Below are 21,966 nucleotides of genomic sequence, written 5' to 3' on the forward strand. Positions count from 1 at the left end.
TTGGCGCGATTCTTTTGCTAAAATCCGCCGTAAGAATTCACTTCGTGCCAGAAAAAAATAGCTGCTGCATCACTGCTTCTCTTGCGTAATAATAAACACAAAATCTAAAAAAAGTATAAACTGAGATGGCCCGAAACTACATTTCAAATTCGAAAGATTCTGTCAGGATGTTCAAAAGCAATTTTCTGGAATCACTTTCCAAAGTGCACTTTTCTGTGCCGCTTTTTATTTTCATTCCTGTTATAATTTACTTCACTTATCAGGCACTTGTGGTGCAAAAAATGCCTCTGGTTCCATTTCTGAGCTATTATATGCTTGGATTATTTATCTGGTCGCTTACAGAATACGTCATGCATCGCTTTATTTTCCATCTTGAACCGATACCCGGTGTAAAGTGGATGGAGCGAATTCATTTTATATTTCACGGTGTTCATCACGACTATCCAAGCGATGCGCAGCGGCTGGTGCTTCCGCCTTCGGTAAGTATTCCGCTTTCAACAGGGTTTTATTTTTTGTTCTCCCTGTTTCTTGATCAGGCTCAGCTGGCTGCTTTTTTCTCCGCTTTTATCACCGGCTATCTTTGTTATGACATGATGCATTATGCTTTTCACCATGCCAATTTTAAAAACAAATACTGGAAAAAATTAAAAGATCACCACATGCTGCATCATTATGCAGATGCACACAAAGGATACGGCGTCAGTTCCGTTTTCTGGGATAAAATTTTCCTTTCCGACTTTGCCAGAAAAAAAGAAAAGGTGCGCGCGGATAACAAGCAATTTGCTGATTAGGGCAGCAATCATATATACATCAACAACCGTCATTAAGCTATTTTATATCAGCGTGTTAGATTGTATTTTTGTTTTGTTAGTTATAGTCAGCGAAAGATTTTACTCTCTCACAAAAAGCAATCATCATGACAATCGGAATCATTGGAGCTGGCAGAATCGCGAAAGCTTTTGCCAGACAAATTATCAAATCCGGCTATCAGGTAGCGATCAGTAACAGCCGCGGACCACAATCCATGCAAGGGCTGATTAACGATCTTGGATCCGGCATTCAGGCCGTTACGACGCAGGAAGCTGCACAGGCTAAAATTGTTTTGCTCGCAGTACAATGGGCTCACTTGCCACAGGCACTTGCAAATCTGCCGCCTTGGGACGGGCGAATCGTCATTGATGCTACCAACCCATCCCTGGCTTTTGAACCTTTTGCTAATGCGGCGGACCTTGGCGAAAAAACGTCCAGTGAATTGGTGGCAGAACTGGTTCCGGGTGCCCGACTCGTCAAAGCATTTAATACAATTTATTACAAGCTGCTTGAAAACCACCGACAGGAAGAACACGGAAAGCGGGTGATCTTCATGTCGGGTGATGACCGGTATGCCAAAAAACAATGTTCGGAAATTGTTAAAAGAATAGGTTTCGCGCCAGTCGATTTAGGAAACCTGGTCAACGGAGGCAGAATGCAGCAACTTGGCGGACCGCTCGCTCACTTACATTTGCTGCATATGCAACCGTCTTTTTAAAATTTTCAGTTTTGTTGTCAAGAAATCTGATTCTTATCGCCAGATAAATCCTCTTCTCAAATTACTATTATCTGTTTTGACCGCACTTTTTTAGCCTATCGGCTTTATCACTTCGGCCATACTATTAACTATTTTATCAGATAAAATTTCATCTAAGCAGATATGAAAAAAATTCTAAATCTTCTGTTTTTTTCATTGCTTCTTACCCTGAAGAATACTTCGTCTGCAAACGCTCAGTCGCCGGAACCAACAAGAATATTCAGGTTTTATGAAGACAATGATTTTCTAAATATTCGCGGTGACGGGACCGACAGGGCTTACACTAACGGAGTCAGACTGGATATTTTTTATCAAAGAAAAAGTCCTTCCAAATTGCCAATTGATTACCTGATGCCCAAAGCCGGTAAAAACAGTGTTGATACTTACGGCTGGTCGGTAATGCAAATCATGATCACACCAAATAATCTAACCATTCCTGAATATCAGTCAAACGATTATCCATACTCGGGAGCGCTTTTCATAACGCACTCGCTGTTTTCTTCCAACCAAGAGAAAAAATATAATTTTCAGACCGAACTGATTGCCGGAATGCGTGGCCCTGCTTCATTTGCCAAACAAACACAGGAATGGATCCATCATGTTATAAACGACGAAAAACCCATGGGGTGGCAAAATCAGTGTAATTCAAAAGCTTTAATAAATCTGAATTTTGCAGCCGAAAAGCAATTGGCAGGAATTAAAAAGTTTGCAGAAATTATCGGAGGCGCCCAAATATCAGCGGGTACCATGACCAATTCCCTTACAATATATCCCTTAATTCGTATTGGAAAAATAAATCCTTATTTTAATGGCTTTATCAGCCAGTTCAGTACAACCACAACCGGCGATACTAAAAAGAAAATGCAGTTTTACTTCTTTATAAAACCAAAACTGACCTTGCTGGCAAGCAACGCCATTATGCACGGCGGTATTCAAAGAAAAACCGAATTGGAACGAGAAACGGAGCCAGCTTTCACTTCCAATATAAATCATTACCTGGCCGAAATGGATTTTGGCGCCGTAATAAACAAAGGTAATTTCAGCATTTCCTACACACAAAAACCTAGTACGGCTTATAACAAAGGACTATATAGCCACAACGTTGGCAATATTTCGCTCTACTTTTGCTGGTAAATCAATGTTAAATAAGTCGATGGGAAGATTTTATTTAATTATTAGAAGCTAAAAACCAATAACGTATATACTTATTCGATAGTATTCATTATTGTATCTAATGGTTACATACAAAAATACCTATCAATTTCAAATAACGAAATTGCATAAATTATTTAATCCTTCTATTAAAAAATTTAACTATTTAAAGGAATTTTGAATTATTACAATATTAATCCTCACATCTGGAACGATCATTCAATAATATCGCTTATCTATTTATATCCCGAATTCAGCCACCGGATAAAGGAGATCTAAAAACCAAGTGTAAAGCAAAAGGAAATGTATCTGGCTAAATCTTATACCGACCAATCTTCCATACAGCGGAAATCCTTTGAAATCAAAAATAATGATTTCAGGCCTGCTGCAATGGAACCTGCTTTATCTTTCCGGCCGTTTGTGGCGCATTTGAAAAATATGCTGAAAGATCAGCCTTCCGTAAAATCTGAATTTTACCGGTATGTAATCAGCAAATTTGAAAATGAGACAAAAGGATCTGCTGTTATGATCCGGGATTCAGCAAGCTATAAGGAGCTGATGGAATTGGTCTACATGATTCTGACGCCTTTGGCTACGAATGAAAAAGAGCATTTCTGGGCATTGAGCACACCAATTCCTGATAAGATATTTTTCAGCACAGACGGATTTTACAATTTTCTGACCCAGCAAACTTCATCCGGCCCTGATGTCACAATCAGCCCGGTAGAACTATATAAAAACCAGCAGACGCAGTATTTGTACAGACTTATTCTTGATCGTCTTTACAAAATACCGACGCATGCTAAAAATGAGGTTTTGTATCAATACACAGATGCAGCAACAAATCTGCCCAAATTCTATTCGATTTATACTGATACCCGTTTCATCGATATTCAGCCAAAAGGAAAATTGCCAAATCTTGATTACAAAGCCTTGGAACCTTACCTTTTGGAAGGAGCCGATACTACGCAGCTTGAAGTGTTATTACCATTGAAAAACTTCCGGTTTGAAGGTTTTTCGGTAATCACAATGATAGACGTAACCGCTTCCCAGGCCACGCAAGTGATCAGAGATGTTTTGGTTAATCATGAATATCATGCGTGTAAAAATGAATCAGTCATCCAGGCACTAAAAACACTGGCTGGAAATGACAAGATTGATTTTGGACTGATACCTTCTTTTCAAATTAACGGAAAGTTTGTTGTCGCTAAAGCGGAATGTTCACAAAGCATGGTTGTAGAGGCTGCCAAAAAATATGGCATGTCGCAGGAAGCTTTTGAAATGATGGTTAACGAATATTTTGCTAACCCGGAAACGGTCGTTTTAAACGATTTGTCAAATAGCGCACAATCCGAACATCCTATTTTTAAATTACTTCTTGCAGAAGGAATATCTTCTTATGCGCTCGTTCCTGTTTTTTATAACAAAAAGATGGCGGGTATTCTGGAAGTATTTTCAAAAGATGACGTTTTACTTGACGATGCGATTTTTTCAAGACTTCAAACCGCACTTCCGCTTGTTGCCCAATTATTGAAATATAGTACGGAGGAATTTGATGCGAAAATTGAAACAATTATCCGCGACAAGTTTACGCCACTTCAACCCTCGGTACAATGGAAATTTAACCAAGCGGCATGGCATTATCTTGAAAACAGCATTGGCAAAAAAGAAATAGCTGATATAGAAACAGTTACATTTGAAAAAGTTCATCCCTTGTATGGAGCAATTGATATAAGAAATTCAACTTTTGAACGTAACCGGGCTGTTAAAGAAGACATCAAAAATCAGCTTGCCTTACTTTTAGAAACCTTAACATCGGTTAAAAAAGTTATAAAAACAGAAACTGGCGAGATATTTGTTTGTGCCTGCGATAAATGGTCTTCGGAAATTAACGAATACATGTCGTCCGCGGATGAAATTGCATTAAACCGTTTTTTGGCTGCCGAAGTTAATCCGTTTTTGAACCGTGTAGCAGAAGAATATCCGATCGTAAAAGATATCGTTGATTTCTATTTTGCAGCGCTGGACGAAGCATCAGGACTTGCTTTTGAAAACCGAAGAAAACTGGAAAGTTCTCTTCAGCTGATCAACACGTCAGTGGCAGCTTACATAGATAATGCTCAGAAATCCTTAAAATCGGCTTATCCGTTTTATTTTGAAAAATTCAGAACGGATGGTATTGAATATGATATGTATATCGGGCAATCGATGGCGCCGGAAAAACAGTTTGACGAGATTTATCTGAAAAACCTGCGTTTGTGGCAATTAACTTCCATGGCTGAAATCGCAAGGTTAACTGAAAAGCTTTTGCCGCAAATGGAAAAGCCGCTCAGAACCACGCAGATGATATTTATTCATTCCAACCCGATCAATATCAATTTCAGAAATGATGAAAGAAGATTTGATGTGGAAGGAGCCTATAATATTCGATACGAAATCATCAAAAAACGGATTGACAAAGCACTTGTAAGTGAAAGCCGCGAACGACTGACACAACCTGGAAAAATCGCACTGGTTTATTTCAACGACCATGAAGCTGACGAATATGTTGAATACATCAGCGATTTACAGCAAATGGGATTGCTTGACGATAATCTTGAATATCTTGAACTCGAAGAATTGCAAGGTGTTATTGGTCTGAAAGCTTTGAGGATCGGTGTAAAACATTTGCAAAATTAAAGCGCGGCTACAAACCAAAGGTCCAAAATCTTATTTCAAAAAGTACTTTCACAATAAATTAACATCAGGAATTTCCTGACAAAAACAGCACCCAGATTCTTATTTAACATGAATTAAAACTTTTTTCGAAGATATCGTAAAATTATTGAACGATCATTCCAAAATAAACATTATTACTCAAAACCTATAAAAGAGTGACAAATCTCCAATTCAGAAAACACAATTTTTTAATTAATACTAATACCGCAATCATGAAAAATATTCTTTTAGCACTTGCTATTTTCCTTTACGGATGTGCACCAAAACAGGAGGCTCCAACAACACCTCCCCCACCAACCTTACCCGTTGTTGAAATTACATCAGGACTTGCCACAACATATCAGGAATATCCAGCTTCGGTTGAAGGAACTGTAAATGTGGAAATCCGCCCGCAGGTAGCCGGATACCTTGAAAAAGTTTTTGTTGACGAAGGCGCTTATGTAAAAGCAGGTCAGCCACTTTTCAAAATCAACGACCAGCCTTTCCGCGAGCAGCTTAACAATGCAAAGGCAAGTTTGAGCGCTGCAAATGCATCGGTAATCAATACGCAGCTTGAAATAGACAAATTCACACCGCTGGTAGCAAATAAAGTAATTTCTGATTATCAGCTTAAATCTGCGAAAGCAGCTAATAGTGTGGCACTTGCCAATGTTGAACAGGCAAAAGCAATGGTAGGAACGGCTCAGATCAATCTTGGATATGCCACAGTAAAAGCGCCGGTTAACGGATTTGTTGGAAGATTTCCAAAGAAAAAAGGAAGTCTGGTCTCACCCACTGATCCGGAAGCATTGACTCAACTTTCAGATATTCAGGAAGTTCATGTTTACTTCGCACTTGGAGAAGATGATTTCATCAATTTCAAAAAACAATACAGCGGAGCAACTTTGAATGACAAATTGAAAAAACTGGAACCGATTTCACTTCTTCTGGCTGATCAGACCGTTTATCCGATACAAGGAAAAATTGATATGATCGATGGACAGTTTGATAAAAACACCGGTGCGATCACAATGCGTGCGACTTTTAAAAATGCGCAAGGTCTGTTGCGTTCCGGAAATACTGGAAAAGTAAGATTGAGCCTCCAACATGATTCTGCAATTCTGGTACCTCAGTCGGCAACAATTGAAATGCAGGACAAAGTGTTCGTATATACTGTATCGTCAGACAATAAAGTGAAGAAAATTCCGATCACCATTGTTGGGAAAAGCGGCAAGAATTATCTGGTAAAAGATGGTGTCAAAGCGGGTGACAGAATTGTTTTCTCAGGCCTTGACATTTTACAGGAAGGTACTGCGATTACGCCTGAAAAAGCAAAACCGGCTCTTGCCCAAAATTAAAAACTTAAAGTCAAAATCATGTTTAAGAAATTCATAGACAGACCTGTCTTAGCCACCGTAATTTCCATATTGCTGGTCATCCTCGGTGTGCTCGGACTTACAAACTTACCCTTGCAGCAGTTTCCGGATATTGCTCCGCCTGCGGTTCAGGTTACCGCACTTTATCCAGGTGCAAATGCTGAAACTGTTCTGCGCTCAGTTGCTCCTTCTTTGGAAGAATCCATAAACGGGGTTGAAAACATGAGCTACATGAGCTCAACGGCGAGTAATGACGGATCTTTGGTGATCACGGTTTATTTCAAACTGGGTACCAATCCGGACCAGGCAGCGGTGAATGTTCAAAACCGTGTTGCACAGGCTACAAGCCAGTTACCAGCGGAAGTTGTTCAGGCGGGTGTGACGACCGCAAAACAGCAAAACAGTCTTTTAATGGTTGTTGACCTTTATTCAGAAGACGAAGCAACTTACGATCAGACGTTCCTTGCCAACTATGCACAGATCAATATTATTCCTGAAATCAAACGTATTAAAGGGGTTGGTCAGTCGCTTATTTTTGGTGGAAATAAAGATTATTCGATGCGTGTCTGGCTTAATCCTAGTCAATTGGCCACCTATAATCTGACACCAGCCGAAGTAATGGCTTCGATTAAAGATAAAAACCTTGAAGCTGCGCCGGGTAAATTCGGAGAAAACAGTACAGAATCTTTTGAGTACGTAATCAAGTACAAAGGAAAACTGAACAAGCCGGAAGAATATGAAAATATCATCATTCGTTCAAACGCTGACGGTTCGCTTTTGAGATTGAAAGATGTAGCAAGAATTGAATTTGGTTCTTATACTTACGGAAACTTTACCCGTGTAAATGGAAAACAAGGTGTCAATATTGCTTCTATGCAGCTTGCCGGATCGAATGCAAACGAGATCCAGATTGCGATTCAGGATTTGATGGTAAAAGCTTCAAAGGATTTCCCGAAAGGAATGAAATATTTGATCCTTTACAATACAAAAGATTCTCTGGATCAGTCAATTGAGCAGGTAGAACATACTTTAATCGAGGCTTTCATTCTGGTTTTCCTTGTTGTATATCTTTTCCTTCAGGATTTCCGTTCTACTTTGATTCCTGCGATTGCAGTACCGGTAGCGATTTTGGGAACATTCTTTTTCATGTCACTTTTCGGATTTTCGATTAATCTTCTGACACTTTTTGCCCTTATACTTGCCATCGGGATTGTCGTCGATGACGCCATTGTCGTCGTCGAGGCCGTGCATTTAAAAATGGAGAAAAAAGGTATGTCGCCAAAAGCAGCAACGACTTCTGCGATGAGTGAAATTACAGGTGCGATTATTTCGATTACATTGATTATGTCGGCTGTGTTTTTGCCGGTTGGTTTCCTTGAAGGTTCAACAGGTGTATTTTATCGACAATTTGCCTTTACGCTGGCCATTGCAATTGTAATTTCCGCAGTGAACGCCTTGACATTGAGTCCTGCACTTTGCGCGATTTTTCTGAAAGAACATCATCCTGAAACAGGTGTTTATGTTAAGAAAAGCTTCAAGGAAAAATTCTTCATCGGGTTTAACGTTGGTTTTGACAAACTGACCAACAAATATGTGAACAGTCTGAGATTCCTGATTCATTACAGATGGTTGAGTATGGGCGCATTGGCGCTGGTTGTGATAGCCACCGGCTATATGGTTAAAACTACAAAAACAGGTTTTATCCCTTCTGAGGATCAAGGATTTATTGCAATTTCACTTTCAATGCCAGTTGGTGCGTCACTTGACAGAACAACAGAAGCAATCCATCGCGCTGAACAGATTTTAGGTTCGATGGATTCGAAGAAAACATTGATGGGACTTTCAGGTTTTAATATTCTGACGCAGTCATCCAGCCCTTCTTCGGCCGTAGCATTTGTACTTTTGAAACCTGCAAAAGAAAGAGGTGCAACCAAAGATATCAACGAGATCATGAATGAAATTCGTGGTAAACTGAGCGCGATCAAAGGAGCTAATTTCTTCGTCTTTACCTTCCCTACCGTGCCTGGTTTCAGTAATGTTGACGGACTTGATTTTGTTCTGCAAGACAGAAATGGTGGAACGCTTAACAAGTTCAGCGGAGTTGCCAATAATTTCATCGGAGAATTGATGAAACGTCCGGAAATCGCAGTAGCCTTTACAGCTTTCCGTGCCGATTACCCTCAGCTTGAAATGGAGGTTGATGAAGTGAAAGCGGAACAATTGAGCGTTAATGTAAAAGATATTCTGCAAACGATGCAGGCATATTTTGGTAGCTCACAGGCATCTGATTTCAACCGTTTTGGAAAGTATTACCGCGTGATGGTACAAGCGGAAAAAGCTGACCGTACAGATCCAACTTCCATGGATGGTGTGCTTGTCAAAAACCGTCTTGGTAACATGGTGCCAATTAATACTTTGGTCAAATTGAAAAGAGTTTACGGTCCGGAAACAGCTTCACGATATAACCTGTTTAACTCGATCGGAATCAATGCGATTGCAAAACCAGGATTCAGTTCAGGAGATGCGATCAGAGCGGTGGAAGAAGTTGCTGCTAAAAATCTGCCTAACGGATTCAAGTATGAATTCTCAGGGATGACAAAAGAAGAAATTTCATCCGGTGGACAATCAGTTGTTGTTTTTGCACTTTGTTTGCTGTTTGTGTACTTCCTTTTGGCTGCGCAGTATGAAAGTTATATTCTTCCTTTCGCTGTTATTTTATCAATACCAACAGGAATTTTCGGAGTATTTGCAGCGATTGGTTTGACTGGAATTGAAAACAATATCTATGTTCAGGTTGCCCTGATTATGCTTATCGGCTTGCTTGCCAAAAACGCGATTTTGATCGTAGAATATGCTGTTCAAAGAAGAAGAGCAGGAAAACAACTATTGCATGCAGCGATTGAAGCAGCCAAACTTCGTCTTCGTCCGATCATCATGACTTCTCTTGCTTTTGTCGTTGGTTTGATTCCTATGATGACAGCAACGGGCCCATCGGCGCAAGGAAATCACTCGATCAGTATAGGCGCCGCAGGTGGTATGGTTACCGGAGTTATCCTAGGCGTATTTATTATTCCCGTTTTGTTCATCATCTTCCAATACTTGCAGGAATTGGTAACAGGAGAACCCCATGCAGCTGTCAAACATGAAGAAATTCATGAAATGGCCGAAGCAATTTAAAGTAAAACAATCATGAAAAAGTACGTTAATAAAATATCCTTTCTTGTTTTGCTGGCCGCTTTGAGCGCTTGTAAAATCTCGAAAAACGTTGAAACGCCTAATGCAGCATTACCTGAGAATTTCAGGAATGCTGCCGCAGCAGCCGACACAATCAGTATAGCAGATTTGCCGCTTGACAGCTTTTTTACAGACGCTTCGCTTCAAAGATTACTTGACAGCGCAATCGTAAAAAATTACGATATGCAAGTGGCTCTTAAAAATATCGAAAGTGCGCAGTTGCTTTTCAAACAAACGAAATTTGCATACTTGCCCAGCGCCAATCTCAACATTGCCGTTGGCTCCAATCGTCCTTCTGATAACAGTTTGAATGGTTTGAGTGCAAGTTCATTTTTGGGAACTTCACATATTGAGGATTTCACAGCAAACGTAGGTTTGTCATGGGAAGCCGATATCTGGGGCAAAATCCGCAACAGAAACGGAAGAGCACTGGCTGAATACCTGCAAACGATTGAAGCAAAAAACGCAATTCAGACAAATCTTGTTGCGACCGTTTCGCAAGGATTTTACAATCTTTTGATGCTGGATGCACAGCTTGCTATTGCACAAAAAAATCTGGCGCTGAATGATAGCACGCTAAGAATTTTCGGATTCCAGTTTACTTCCGGACAAGTAACTTCCCTTGCCATCCAGCAAGCCGAAGCACAGCGATTGACCGCAGCAAAACTGATCCCGCAATTGCAGCAAAGCATCATTCTGCAAGAAAATGCACTTAGTATTTTGGCAGGAGAATTGCCCGGCAGAACACAGCGTGACATCAATCTGGATCAGGTTTCTTTTCCAAAAACTTTGTCAGCCGGCGTACCGACAGCCATGTTAAATCGTCGTCCGGATATCAGACGTGTCGAACTTGCGTTGGATGTTGCCAATGCAAATGTGGGTATTGCCAAGGCGAGTATGTATCCATCGTTGGTAATCACAGCAAGTGGTGGGATTAACTCTTTCAAAGCGTCAAACTGGTTTAGTATTCCTGCATCGTTATTCGGCCTTGCATCAGGAGGAATCACACAACCGCTTTTCCAGAGAAATCTTTTGAAAACCCAGTACGAAGTTTCAAAAGTGGAACGTGAAAGAACGGTGATCCAATTCAGACAATCAGTGCTTTATGCGGTTGGAGAAGTTTCTGATGCTTTGGTAAAAATTGAAAAATTAAAAGAACAGGAAGATATCGCCGCAACGCGTGTCAAAACACTTGAACAAGCTATAACTAATTCCAATTTATTGTTCCAAAGCGGCATGGCCAATTATCTTGAAGTGATCACAGCGCAAAGCAATGTATTGCAAGGTGAGCTGGAACTGGTTGCTATCAAACGTGCTCAACTTGGTGCTAATGTAGACTTATATCGTTCGTTAGGAGGCGGATGGAAATGAAAAAAGATCTAAAACAATATCTGAATTGCTTCATATCCAAGTATAATGCAATATTTGGCGGGCATGGAAATTCAAAAAAGATAACAAACCAGAAATTGCCAGATAACTGGTTGTACTAATTATTAATATGTATAAAAGAAAAATGCTGTCGGGACTTCCTGACAGCATTTTTTGTAATATAAGAAATCTCTGTGTAACTCCTTTTATCTCTTAATTTCTCCGTGTAACCTAAAACAAATTAAAACCAGAAACCCATCCTAAACATAATCCTCGGCGATTCTTCCGTTTTCTCTTTCGGGAAAAACGCACCCACCGAAATCGTCACAATATCAACCGGCGCAAACCATAAACCACCGCCGTAATCATAATGCCAGTTTTCAGATGGATATTCTTTCAGCCAAACACGGCCATAATCAAACCCACCAAAAACACCGAAAGTAAATGGCAGCGTTTTGTTATAACTGCTGTTGATTTTCACACGCATATCGGTACTATGCCAAACGCTGCTTTTACCATAAAAACGCTGCGTCCTGTAACCTCGCAAGCCCTGGCTATCCTGATTTCCACCAAGCGTAGGCAACTGGAAAAATTCATAACCCGATCCAAAATTGAGCCCGGTACCAACCTGTGAAGCTATCACAAAACGCTCCTTTTTATCCAGACTTTTGTAAAGTGCCAGCTGCGCCCGCAGTCCTGTAAAGTTTTTGTCTTCTTTCAAATTTTTCACCCAGCTCAAATCTGTGTGGAAACGGATTCCTGAATGCGGTGAATAAATATTATCTACATTGTTAAAGTCAAAAGTAGCCTGGCCTCCGCTAAAATATTTAGTTTTGAAAATGTCACTTTTATCCAGATCTCCGTCAGCTACCGTGATATACCGGCCAGCAGTTTGCTGGATTTTTGAGATATCCAGTATCGGCCCCAGTGTTACAAAACCATTATTTCCAAAACGTTTTTTGATTGCTGGATAAATATGAATTGCCTTTTGACGAACCCGGTAAAAGTTCGGATCATCCACCGGGCGCTCACTGTCATTTCCAAGACCTGAATAGTTAAAAGCATAAGCCGGACCGTGATAAAATGCATCAAGATAGAAATCGAATGTTTTGAAAGCATTGATAAAATCCCCCGTATAATTCAGTTTCAAAGCTTTTGTATTGAAAGAAAAACTGCCTCCAAAACGCTGCAAAGACGCATAAGGCTCCTTTTTAAATCCGTAGCGAATCATTGTCAAATTTCCACCTATTAAAAATCCATCATCCGGATTATAACCGATAATCGGAATTGGCATATTGATATTATAATCGCTGCCAGTGCCGCGGCGATCGTAAATATTGTAGCGGTATAAGCCGGTGCGTTTGTCATTTGTCTCTTCACCTTCAATGACATTGTTGTCAGAAAGATCATCATAAACAACCGTTTTCTTCAACCCGCTTTCAACCTGGGAGCTGTCGGCAAAAGTATCTTTTCCGGTTCCCCCAATTAGTCTTACCTTAATTCCTTTATGCGAAGATCCTTTTGTAACAAACTGATCATCATTTCCATTTCCGTAGATGTTGATGGATTTTGTGATTTTATTATCAAAAATCCGGTCATAATGGAGGCGTTTTTCTTCACCTTTTTTATTGATTTCGTGTACTGTTACGCGCGTATGATCATTATCAATCCGTTCGATATCAAAACGTTCCCTTTCTTCTGTTCCCAGAATATCTACTGATTTCCCAATGAAGGCATAATGTTGCTTCGCAAGCGTCATCAGATTATCCCTTCTGGCTTTCAAACTTTTAATAATAAATGGTGCGGATAATTCCCTGGCTTTATCCGGCCAGCTGGCAAATGCACCTTCAATGACCTGATCCGTAAGATTTGCCTGAATGAATTTTACCTGATTTTCCCACTGCTCCCAGCTAAGCTCAGTCAAAAAAGTTCTATCAAAAAGCCGCGCACTCCAGCTCGTCCACTTCATGCTTTTTATTTCAGGCTGATAGGTTTGCAGCTGTCTTAAAAATGGCATCGTAGTCAACTTTGCCATATTTGTAAATAAACCATCATATCTGGAAAATGCCTGGTCCCGATCACGCGGAATCGGTCTATAAAGCTGCGTTCCATCATCTCTTTTGATCGATGACCACGTCCATTGGTCATCATGACGATCCCAGTCGCCCAGTAAAAAATCCAGCAAACGCGTTCTTAACGCCCATTCTTCATCAACCTTATATTTCCCGTCTTTCAGAATATTTTCCATGAGATCAGGCGTGCCAATGATCTTATCAGGATTACCAAAAAACGGATCGTTTTTCCACTTCTTCCCATCCGGCCTCTCTTCAAACAGACTCATACTGCCTCCAAAAATCGGATTAAAAACGCCTAATGCCGGCTGATTTGGTACATAAAATAACTTTGGGTTGGTATGGTAAACATTTATAGCATCAGCAAGCGGCGGAATTGCAAGTGGCGCAAATGGATGTGTGGAAAGGAAATTATCTTCTGCAACATATTTGGCGGCCGTCATTTGATTAAACGGAAATGGCAGCAAACGGCTAACATCCTTGGTCATACCACGAAGCACATATTCTTTTCCCATTGAATCCCGGACGCGAAGAGAATTTGTCTGGTTTCCCCCACCCTGTTTAACCGGCGTCAGACCTCCTTTATATGTTGAAAGATCAAGTACCGGAAAAGGATATTTTTCCTGATAAAGCGCACGATTATGAGCCCCGAAAAAGAAATTATGTGCATGGTTGACCTTCTTGACTTCACTGGCAAAAATAGGTTTGTCAAGTGAATCCTTATGCTGTTCATATTCAGTGTAAACCGGTTGAACTTCTTCTTTGGGAACCGGCAACTTACTCTTGATTTTCTTTTGAAAAACCATTTCAGATTTACTTCCATCCTCACTAACCTCCCAAAACTGAACCCATGTTTCGCCACCTTCATAGAAAGACAAAGTACTGTATCCCAATGCAGTGGATGCAAATTTAGATCCCTTACCAAGACGCACCGGACCCGTTTTTGAACCGTTTCCGCTGACAATAAATTCCTGTCTTTCGTTCTCAATCAGCTCCATGGCATTCTCATGCCCACTCGTAAAAATGAAACTTCCGTTTTTACGCACACCAGCCATCATGCCAGCTTTTAGATTTTTGTAATACTGGTTGGAAACATCCTGCTTGGGACCAATACTGCTTCGAAACCATGCCACCAGACTTCCAATAACGGGCAAAGGGATATACAAATTTTTGTTCAAATCAGTCAGTGGAAAGATGTGCTGTTTGACCGTAAAATTTCCACCGTGCTCACCATACGTATAAGGCGGATGATGCAGCGCGATAACCACATTTTTGTTTTTGTATTTACGGACAAGGTTTTCAAATACGAACTTGAAGGTCTCCCGGTTTTTAACATCACAGCCATCGTTAATCGTTGGTTCCTTATCCCAATCCGTCAGCCACCACTGGGAATCCACAACTAAAACAACCAGCTGATCATTTAACTCAACCACCTCGGGACCCGAGCATCCGTCGTCGGGTAGAAAGTAATTTTCAAAATCATCCTTATCCGTTTTGCCACGACGGTTATTCAAATAATTTTCAATATAATTCTCTTCTCTTTTCAATCCTTTCAATCCCCAACCTTTCCAGTCGTGGTTTCCCGGCAGAAAAATTGGTCTTCCTTTGAACTCATCCAAAGTCTGCAATTCGGAATTGATGCGATATTCTGCCTCTTTTCTCTCAACCGAGTCCTCTTTCGGAGGCATTCCTTTTTCATAAATATTATCCCCCAAAAACAGGATCGAGCTGTTTTTGGACTCGGTGGGTAATTTTGTCTTTAAGTATTGAAGCACCGGAGCCTTTTTTTCAGGAGAGTCATTCCCGGCATTTCCAACCAGATACATCGTATGTGTCAGTTTTACATTTGGATCAGGACTGTTATTTTTCCATTGATCTGAATTTTCGGCGTACTGATTTTTTTTATAACTAGCGCAGGATGAAGCCAGTACAAGACCGGTTATCCCCATTAGAAGATGTAATTTTATTTTCATATCAAATCATTTTAAACACGAAGAGTAACCCGGGAAATTTCCCTGATCCAAATATTTGCAGGCAGCAAGCCAGTAACAAACAGTCAGTTCCGAAATTATTATTTAATCAATCTTTTAATTTTCAGAATATTGCCATCCAATGTTTCATCACCTTCATTGGAAATGTACAAATTTCCATTTTTATCAAAAGCAATACCTTCTGGCTGATTAAAATTATTGCTGCTCAATGGGTAAGCTTCTTTGGGCTTCCAGTTTTTATCCGTAACAATGAGAACTTTATTTAAACTAGACAAAATAAACCAATCTCCGGTGATAGGATTCTTTGTTAATGCGGATGGTTTAAATCCCTTTTTTACCTTACTGGTCAGGGCTTTTATTTTTTCTACGTCCAGCGCAAAGCTTCCGGTTTTTTTAAGTCCGCCGGTCATTTTCAGGATATAACCCGAAACCTTTTTTTCAGCATTATCCTGACTGCAATTTTTGCACAAAACAAATATTTCACCTGAAACCTGATCGGCATATAAGCCCTCATATTCGCCTTTTGGCAAAATGTTTTTCCATTCTTTCGCCTTATCCATATTTTCAAAACGAACATCTGCAAAGGGAAAAGAATAAAGATCACCGTTACTTTTAAGAATGATGACCTTGTCTTTCAAAATAGCCAAATCCTCATAATCACCCTTAGCTCCAAACTTGACATGCTGTACTTTCTGATTTTGCCAGCCAAGCCGAAACAACTTACCTTCCTCATCCTGAATAGCATACACACTATCACTTCTGCCCTTATTAAAAGTAATTCCTGAAATCTCTTTTAATATTTCCGGCATCGTAAATACTTCGGGATTACTCAGGTCATACTCTTTCAATAAATTATTTTCCCTACTTATCGAATTGCATCCCACTAATGAAATGACAGAAAAAAAAGTCAGCAACAACGAATAAATCCGGTTTGGCATAAATTGGTATTTTATAATAATACTGGCATTAGAAAAGCGATCAAACCTGACCTGACAACAACTTGTAAATAGCTTCCTGAGATCTGACACCGTTTGCGCCTTCTTTGGTCAACGGAACATTTTCCAGATTCTTATTAATCAAAACTGCCTGGACTGTATCGCTCCATTGCAATGCAATAAGTTCAATCATTTGTTTTTTGATGACTTCATTATATATCGGAAAGCAAACTTCAATTCTTCGATAAATATTCCTGTTCATCCAGTCTGCCGAACCCATATATACCTCTTCTTTTCCATCATTATGAAAAATGAAAATACGTCCGTGTTCCAGATAACGGTCAACAATTCTTTTAATCGTTATATTTTCACTCTGCCCCGGAACACCTGGTACCAGCCGACAAATACTTCTGACAATGAGATTTATTTTCACACCGACGTTAGAGGCATCGTATAATTTCGATATCAAAACTTCCTCTTCCAGGTTATTCATTTTGATCGTAATTGCAGCATTCAGACCTTTCTTCGCATTATCAATTTCCCGGTCAATCATTTCCAGAAAACGTGTTTGCAAGTTAAACTGAGCTACTAGCAAATGCTGGAAAAGCAGCGGTTGAAGATTCCCTTTTTTCTTTTTCCTCAGAAAATTAAACAATGATTCCATTTCTGCCAACATCGGTTGATAAGCAGTCAGCAAAATGTGATCTGTGTAAAAACGTGCGGTACTTTCATTCAGGTTTCCTGTTGCCAGAAGCCCAAGATACGGCACCTTAGAATTTTTCCTTTTGACCAGTGCGATTTTCGCATGTACTTTCAGTAGGTTACTGCTGTAAATAATGCGGACACCGGCAGCTTTCATTTTTTGAGCCCAACGGATATTGTTTGCTTCATCAAATCTCGCTTTAAGCTCAACCAGAACAGATACTTTTTTACCATTTTTGGCCGCGCTGATCAACGCATAACCTATGCGCGAATCACTGGCAACGCGGTACATGGTCGTATAAATTTTTTCTACCGAATTGTCTATCGCCGCTTCATTAAAAAAACGGATAATCGTATCGTAAGACTGGTAGGGCGCATGAACAATCCTGTCGTCTTTTTCAATCGCTGCGAACAAAGTGCCAGGAATATCCTTGTCCTTTATACTCTGAATTGGTGGCCAGAATGGATAGGAAAGCGAAGCATTATAAATCGGTAGCGACGCCAGATCTTTAAGATTATGATGCTTTCCACCTTCAACCACAGATGCTTTCTGCAAACTGAAAATCTCGATCATATCCTGTAAATGACGAAGCGGCATTCCCGGCTCGTAAAGAAAACGGGTGGCAAAACCCATATCTCTTTTTTTCAATTGTTTTTCTATTTTCTTCGCCAGGTCACCATACTCATCACGAAGATCCAGTTCGGCATCACGGGTGATTTTAAGGTTATAGGAGCCAGAAATAACAGATCCGGGAAATAAATACTGCAAATTCTGGCGGATAATATCTTCGAGAAAAACGATATAATCGCCATCCTCCTGCGTGATTTTAAAAAATCTGGAAATATTATTCGTTGGAATATTAACAAGATACAACTGCTCGTCGGCAGACTCGTACTGCACCACCACTGCCTGATAAAGCTGATTATTTTCCAGAAAAAAATCTGTATTTCCTTTTATCAGAACAGGTTGTAAAAACCCGGCTATCTGCGTAAAAAAATAATGTGTTGTAGCCTCCTTTAACTTGTCCGGAATTTTTTCGTTGTAAATCAGTTTGAAACAATATCTGTTCAAACCCGGCAAAATGGATTCATTGAATATTCTCCCAAATTGATCCTGCTGCCTGTTAATTATTTCTACTGCCTGCCTGTAAACTGGTAATCCGGATTTTTCCTTGTCAATCTTTTTCAGTGCAAGCATCGCAGGCATACGCACGCGGTAAAATTCATCCAGATTTGACGAATAAATTGACAAAAATTTGACACGTTCATTCAGCGGCACGGAATCTTTCCCTGCTTCCTGCAAAACTCTTTCATTAAAAGACAGCCAGCTGATATCCCTGTCGGCAAAAAAATAAGCACTCATTGGTAAAAGTAATTTGATCAGGATCCAAAAAATATAGAGCTAACCACAAATGTGATCACCGAAATGACAATTCCAAACATAAAAACATTATAGGCTATCCGCAGATGACGATATTTTTTACCAAGAACAACGCCCTGAGCATAAATATCTTTGGTAAGACTTCCATACAAAAAGTCCCTGTCGTCCATCATAGCCTGCATTCCGGAAGCATAATCCGCAAAACTCATTTTGTAAAAATTACCAAAAAACAGAAGATTGACTTTCTTCTGATCAATATCTTCCTCGGTAAAAATACCGGGTGGAACAGAGGGCCTGGTTGAAAGAATTGAAAAGACCATTGTTGTGACACAAACGGTTAATAAAAGGATGGTGGGCACAACCAGCTGCGAATTGTCTTCAAGTTTCCTAAGTAAGATACTTAATAAAACTGAAATAATGATTGAGTTGGTTGAAATCATAATATTGGCCTTGTTATCAGCCATATCACTCAGCCGCTGATGGTTACCGGAGGTTATCCGAAACATGGTTTCAATCCCTTTTTCCGGCCGGTCGGATTTCTGTTTTTTTGATGGAAAATCTTCTGACTCCGGTTTTTGTTTTTTAGTCTTTTCCGGCTCGTTCTTTTTTTCAGAAACTACTTTCGTTGAGGGAAGTTCGTCGCCTTCTTTCAGTGCTTTTTTTATTAATTTTTCAAGATTTTCCTGCTTTTTACTATTTAAAAGCTGCTGGCAATAATCGGTATGAAAGTGATGAGATTCCAGCAAAGCGATCGTTTTCAATCTCCATTCACCCTTATCAATTTTCTTTCCGGTACGCAGCTCCGTTTCCTTTCTGACAAGTTTGCTTATCTCCTGAAAATCGTCTGTCCCGAAGTGATATAAATCGGCATCACATAGAATTTCTTCGAGCATATTATTGGGCGACTGAGGCATATGTGTGGCACGTATGCATCCGCCAATAGCGCTGATAATTTCGTCCTGAACCATCTTTTCTTTTAGAAAAGCAGTGGCCACATTGATTCCTCTTTCCTCATGTCCGGCAGCGATACCGTTGTAATATCCGGAGTCATGAAACCAGGCGGCTGTCAGTACCGTGAAATAATCTTTGTCGTCGAGGTTATAATGTTTCGCTATTTGGATTGCATGCGTAACAACATTCTGCGTATGGCCTATATTGTGATAGAGCAATTCATCGGAATGATTTCCATTTTCTGCCGACTTAACATAACTTTCAACCTCTGCCAATAAAGAAGAATAATTCATATTCCGGGAATTTGATTGATCAATTGCCATTATTTGTCAACATCCAGTTTCCCTCAAATATCTGCATAAGAATCGGTATTTTTATCAAATTATCAGCGTATATACAGGCAAAATTAGAAACATAAGGATATGGCCCTTCCTTTCTTTTGTGCTATCTTTTCATGCCTGCCTGATCAGCTGAATTTCACCCGAAAATTTTACTTTATCGCCCACCACAACGCTCCCGGCTTCTGTGACTGCGTTCCATGTCAGGCCAAAATCTTCGCGGCTTATCTTTCCTTTGATTATAAATCCTGCCTTGGTCTGGCCATAAGGATCAACCGCCACACCACCGAATTCAACCTTTACTTTTATGTGGTGTGTCACTCCTTTTATAGTCAGATTTCCTTTTAGCTTCGTTTCACCATCTTCTTCATGGAATCCGGTTCCAACAAACTTGATCTGGCTATGCTCCTCTGAGTTAAAGAAGTCTTGTGATTTTAAATGCGTATCTCTCTGCTCATTTTTTGTATCGATCGAATCAATATCTGCACTGAACAGAATATTTGAAGCTTTTGTGAAATCTTCATCCACAGTATCAACTTCAAGATCAAACTTTCTAAAATAACCAGTAATAGTACTGATCATCAAATGTTTAACTTTAAATGATATTTCGCTGTGAGCCGGATCTAATTTCCATTTTACCTGTGCCATTGGAGAGAAAAAGTTAGTGAATAATTTATGAAATTTAAATCGAATGTGATCAGCAAACTTATCTCAATGAAATGGTGAAAGAAATGTCTATAAACTGCCTTTTGTTGTACAAATAATCGTGAATTGGAAATTCACTATGTTATAGCTAGAATTTAAGGGAAAATCAATGCCTGAGATGCCAAGGCGTTAGGACAAAACGTTGAAATGAAATGCGCTCAAATTATTATAATTATATTTTGAACAAACCCATTATATTTAAAAATTATTCACTTGACAAGCGTTGTAAAAACTTAATGGATTCAGAAAAGCGTAACAATATGATTCCCGAAACCATCTCTTTGGTGGAGCGGCAACTATTAATTACTCAGTGCAAAATTCTATCCGTTTTCGGAGATTCTACCGAAAAGGCGTTAAATGAGAGACGAATTGAAATTCTGGAAAAGGGATACACAGGCCTTTATCAGAAGGTTTTTAACACATTATATGAAGAAGTACCTATCAGCGTGTACGAGGAAGTTGAGAGTATATTAAAAATGTACAGTGCAATCAATGACTCCATTCGATTACTATCGGATTCCGACAAGGAGGCGATTGACCTCAGCAGCCTGGAATTTGAGGGATTTGATGAAAACAGCGGGATGCATTATTATATGATGTCATACCTGGTTGACAGGATGGATGAGTATCATGAATATAAAGGCCGTGAGTTAAAATCTCACAGTACAAGATCATTAACAAAATATAATAAAATGCTTAACATACACAGAGAATTTGAGCAATTGGAAAGAAACAAATATTCCTTAGCCGATTTACAAAAATTCATCGATGCAGTACGAAATGGAAGCGAATAAATAATGGCTGGCACGATTGTAGTATTAATTCTATATCTAGGCTAAAATATTTTCACATCTTACTGATAATAAATTAAGTAACGAGTGAAAACAGTTAAAAACTAACTACAAAAGATTTCTATCTCCTATTTTTTTTAGTATAAATCAGCTATTAAAATTAATTTTTTCAAAAAAAATTTAAAAAATTTTTAAAAAAATAAAGTATCAACATTTCGGACTGGGAAATAGAATTTAATTAAAAAACCGCCCTTCGAATTCGAATGAATTTACGCTTTCCAACGAGGCCTAACGGATAGAAAAATATAACATTAACATGAGTTGCGGTACTTTAATAAGTATCCACCGAATCAATATAGTATTTTTCATATTTTAAATTTAACAATAATAAAACATAGCAATTGAGTAGATTTCAGAAATTCATTAATGCTCCTTCAAATTCAAAATATGAATTTTCTTATTCTTTCCATATCCTAACAATACGAAAAAACCAAAAGTTTAAATAGATTATTCAATAAAATACTGGTGATCTTGCAAAAACTTGTTAGCTTTGTGACTGAAAACCAGTTAAATGGTTCTCATAACGTTGAGTAAAATCGGACATCCCGTAGGTGATACCTTAGGGATGTTTTTTTATGCCCAATTTATTTTGTAACCGGTTGTAAATCATCTACTTTCAAATATTAAGACAAAATGAAATGATTTA

General features: G+C 39.3%; 13 protein-coding genes. 8 read left to right on the forward strand and 5 right to left on the reverse strand.

Translation table 11 applies throughout. The features are described 5' to 3' along the window. Nucleotides 1-125: 125 nt before the first annotated feature. From IEE83_RS15845 to IEE83_RS15875, 7 genes are all read left to right on the forward strand, one after another. Nucleotides 126-791: a sterol desaturase family protein gene (locus tag IEE83_RS15845; RefSeq protein WP_194121511.1), complete on the forward strand. Its 666-nt coding sequence runs from the start codon at nt 126-128 to the stop codon at nt 789-791. Between the two features lie 125 nt (nt 792-916). Continuing rightward, nucleotides 917-1,528, forward strand: a complete 612-nt coding sequence (locus tag IEE83_RS15850) for an NADPH-dependent F420 reductase (RefSeq protein WP_194121512.1) — start codon at nt 917-919, stop codon at nt 1,526-1,528. A gap of 162 nt (nt 1,529-1,690) precedes the next feature. After that, nucleotides 1,691-2,701, forward strand: a complete 1,011-nt coding sequence (locus IEE83_RS15855) for a lipid A deacylase LpxR family protein (protein ID WP_194121513.1) — start codon at nt 1,691-1,693, stop codon at nt 2,699-2,701. A 321-nt stretch (nt 2,702-3,022) separates the two neighbouring features. Next, nucleotides 3,023-5,398, forward strand: a complete 2,376-nt coding sequence (locus IEE83_RS15860; protein WP_194121514.1) for a GAF domain-containing protein — start codon at nt 3,023-3,025, stop codon at nt 5,396-5,398. 251 nt (nt 5,399-5,649) lie between these two features. Next, nucleotides 5,650-6,774 (forward strand): efflux RND transporter periplasmic adaptor subunit, encoded by a 1,125-nt coding sequence (locus IEE83_RS15865; protein WP_194121515.1) that lies wholly within the window; start codon nt 5,650-5,652, stop codon nt 6,772-6,774. An 18-nt stretch (nt 6,775-6,792) separates the two neighbouring features. Continuing rightward, nucleotides 6,793-9,969 carry an efflux RND transporter permease subunit gene (locus IEE83_RS15870; RefSeq protein WP_194121516.1) on the forward strand — a complete coding sequence of 1,059 codons (3,177 nt, stop codon included), beginning with the start codon at nt 6,793-6,795 and terminating at the stop codon, nt 9,967-9,969. A 12-nt stretch (nt 9,970-9,981) separates the two neighbouring features. Beyond that, complete coding sequence (locus IEE83_RS15875) at nt 9,982-11,397, forward strand: TolC family protein (protein WP_194121517.1); 1,416 nt, start codon at nt 9,982-9,984, stop codon at nt 11,395-11,397. 238 nt (nt 11,398-11,635) lie between these two features. On the opposite strand, the gene IEE83_RS15880 is transcribed toward IEE83_RS15875, so the two are convergent. The 5 genes from IEE83_RS15880 to IEE83_RS15900 all read right to left on the reverse strand — a co-directional run bounded on the left by IEE83_RS15880 (nt 11,636) and on the right by IEE83_RS15900 (nt 20,412). Further along, the gene (locus tag IEE83_RS15880) at nt 11,636-15,439 is read right to left on the reverse strand and encodes a metallophosphoesterase (RefSeq protein ID WP_194121518.1); all 3,804 of its coding nucleotides are present in this window, start codon (nt 15,437-15,439) and stop codon (nt 11,636-11,638) included. A 98-nt stretch (nt 15,440-15,537) separates the two neighbouring features. Continuing rightward, nucleotides 15,538-16,395, reverse strand: a complete 858-nt coding sequence (locus tag IEE83_RS15885) for an SdiA-regulated domain-containing protein (RefSeq protein WP_228101830.1) — start codon at nt 16,393-16,395, stop codon at nt 15,538-15,540. 40 nt (nt 16,396-16,435) lie between these two features. Continuing rightward, nucleotides 16,436-18,457: a polyphosphate kinase 1 gene (gene ppk1, locus IEE83_RS15890; RefSeq protein WP_194121519.1), complete on the reverse strand. Its 2,022-nt coding sequence runs from the start codon at nt 18,455-18,457 to the stop codon at nt 16,436-16,438. A 17-nt stretch (nt 18,458-18,474) separates the two neighbouring features. Next, nucleotides 18,475-19,719: a Pycsar system effector family protein gene (locus IEE83_RS15895; protein WP_194121520.1), complete on the reverse strand. Its 1,245-nt coding sequence runs from the start codon at nt 19,717-19,719 to the stop codon at nt 18,475-18,477. Nucleotides 19,720-19,878: 159 nt separating this feature from the next. Beyond that, nucleotides 19,879-20,412, reverse strand: coding sequence for a YceI family protein (locus IEE83_RS15900; protein WP_194121521.1), 534 nt, complete (start codon nt 20,410-20,412; stop codon nt 19,879-19,881). A 293-nt stretch (nt 20,413-20,705) separates the two neighbouring features. On the opposite strand from IEE83_RS15900, the gene IEE83_RS15905 reads away from it, so the two are divergent. Then, on the forward strand, nt 20,706-21,263 hold the full coding sequence (locus tag IEE83_RS15905) for a YfbU family protein (RefSeq protein WP_228101831.1): 558 nt from the start codon (nt 20,706-20,708) through the stop codon (nt 21,261-21,263). Nucleotides 21,264-21,966 lie beyond the last annotated feature (703 nt).

The sequence above is a fragment of the Dyadobacter subterraneus genome, assembly GCF_015221875.1.
Classification (GTDB): domain Bacteria; phylum Bacteroidota; class Bacteroidia; order Cytophagales; family Spirosomataceae; genus Dyadobacter; species Dyadobacter subterraneus.

What these genes read in the sequence shown, in the direction of transcription:
- IEE83_RS15845 (WP_194121511.1), top strand. Translation starts at nt 126, where the DNA reads ATGGCCCGAAACTACATTTCAAATTCGAAAGATTCTGTCAGGATGTTC.
- IEE83_RS15850 (WP_194121512.1), top strand. Translation starts at nt 917, where the DNA reads ATGACAATCGGAATCATTGGAGCTGGCAGAATCGCGAAAGCTTTTGCC.
- IEE83_RS15855 (WP_194121513.1), top strand. Translation starts at nt 1,691, where the DNA reads ATGAAAAAAATTCTAAATCTTCTGTTTTTTTCATTGCTTCTTACCCTG.
- IEE83_RS15860 (WP_194121514.1), top strand. Translation starts at nt 3,023, where the DNA reads ATGTATCTGGCTAAATCTTATACCGACCAATCTTCCATACAGCGGAAA.
- IEE83_RS15865 (WP_194121515.1), top strand. Translation starts at nt 5,650, where the DNA reads ATGAAAAATATTCTTTTAGCACTTGCTATTTTCCTTTACGGATGTGCA.
- IEE83_RS15870 (WP_194121516.1), top strand. Translation starts at nt 6,793, where the DNA reads ATGTTTAAGAAATTCATAGACAGACCTGTCTTAGCCACCGTAATTTCC.
- IEE83_RS15875 (WP_194121517.1), top strand. Translation starts at nt 9,982, where the DNA reads ATGAAAAAGTACGTTAATAAAATATCCTTTCTTGTTTTGCTGGCCGCT.
- IEE83_RS15880 (WP_194121518.1), bottom strand. Translation starts at nt 15,439, where the DNA reads ATGAAAATAAAATTACATCTTCTAATGGGGATAACCGGTCTTGTACTG.
- IEE83_RS15885 (WP_228101830.1), bottom strand. Translation starts at nt 16,395, where the DNA reads ATGCCAAACCGGATTTATTCGTTGTTGCTGACTTTTTTTTCTGTCATT.
- ppk1 (WP_194121519.1), bottom strand. Translation starts at nt 18,457, where the DNA reads ATGAGTGCTTATTTTTTTGCCGACAGGGATATCAGCTGGCTGTCTTTT.
- IEE83_RS15895 (WP_194121520.1), bottom strand. Translation starts at nt 19,719, where the DNA reads ATGAATTATTCTTCTTTATTGGCAGAGGTTGAAAGTTATGTTAAGTCG.
- IEE83_RS15900 (WP_194121521.1), bottom strand. Translation starts at nt 20,412, where the DNA reads ATGGCACAGGTAAAATGGAAATTAGATCCGGCTCACAGCGAAATATCA.
- IEE83_RS15905 (WP_228101831.1), top strand. Translation starts at nt 20,706, where the DNA reads ATGGATTCAGAAAAGCGTAACAATATGATTCCCGAAACCATCTCTTTG.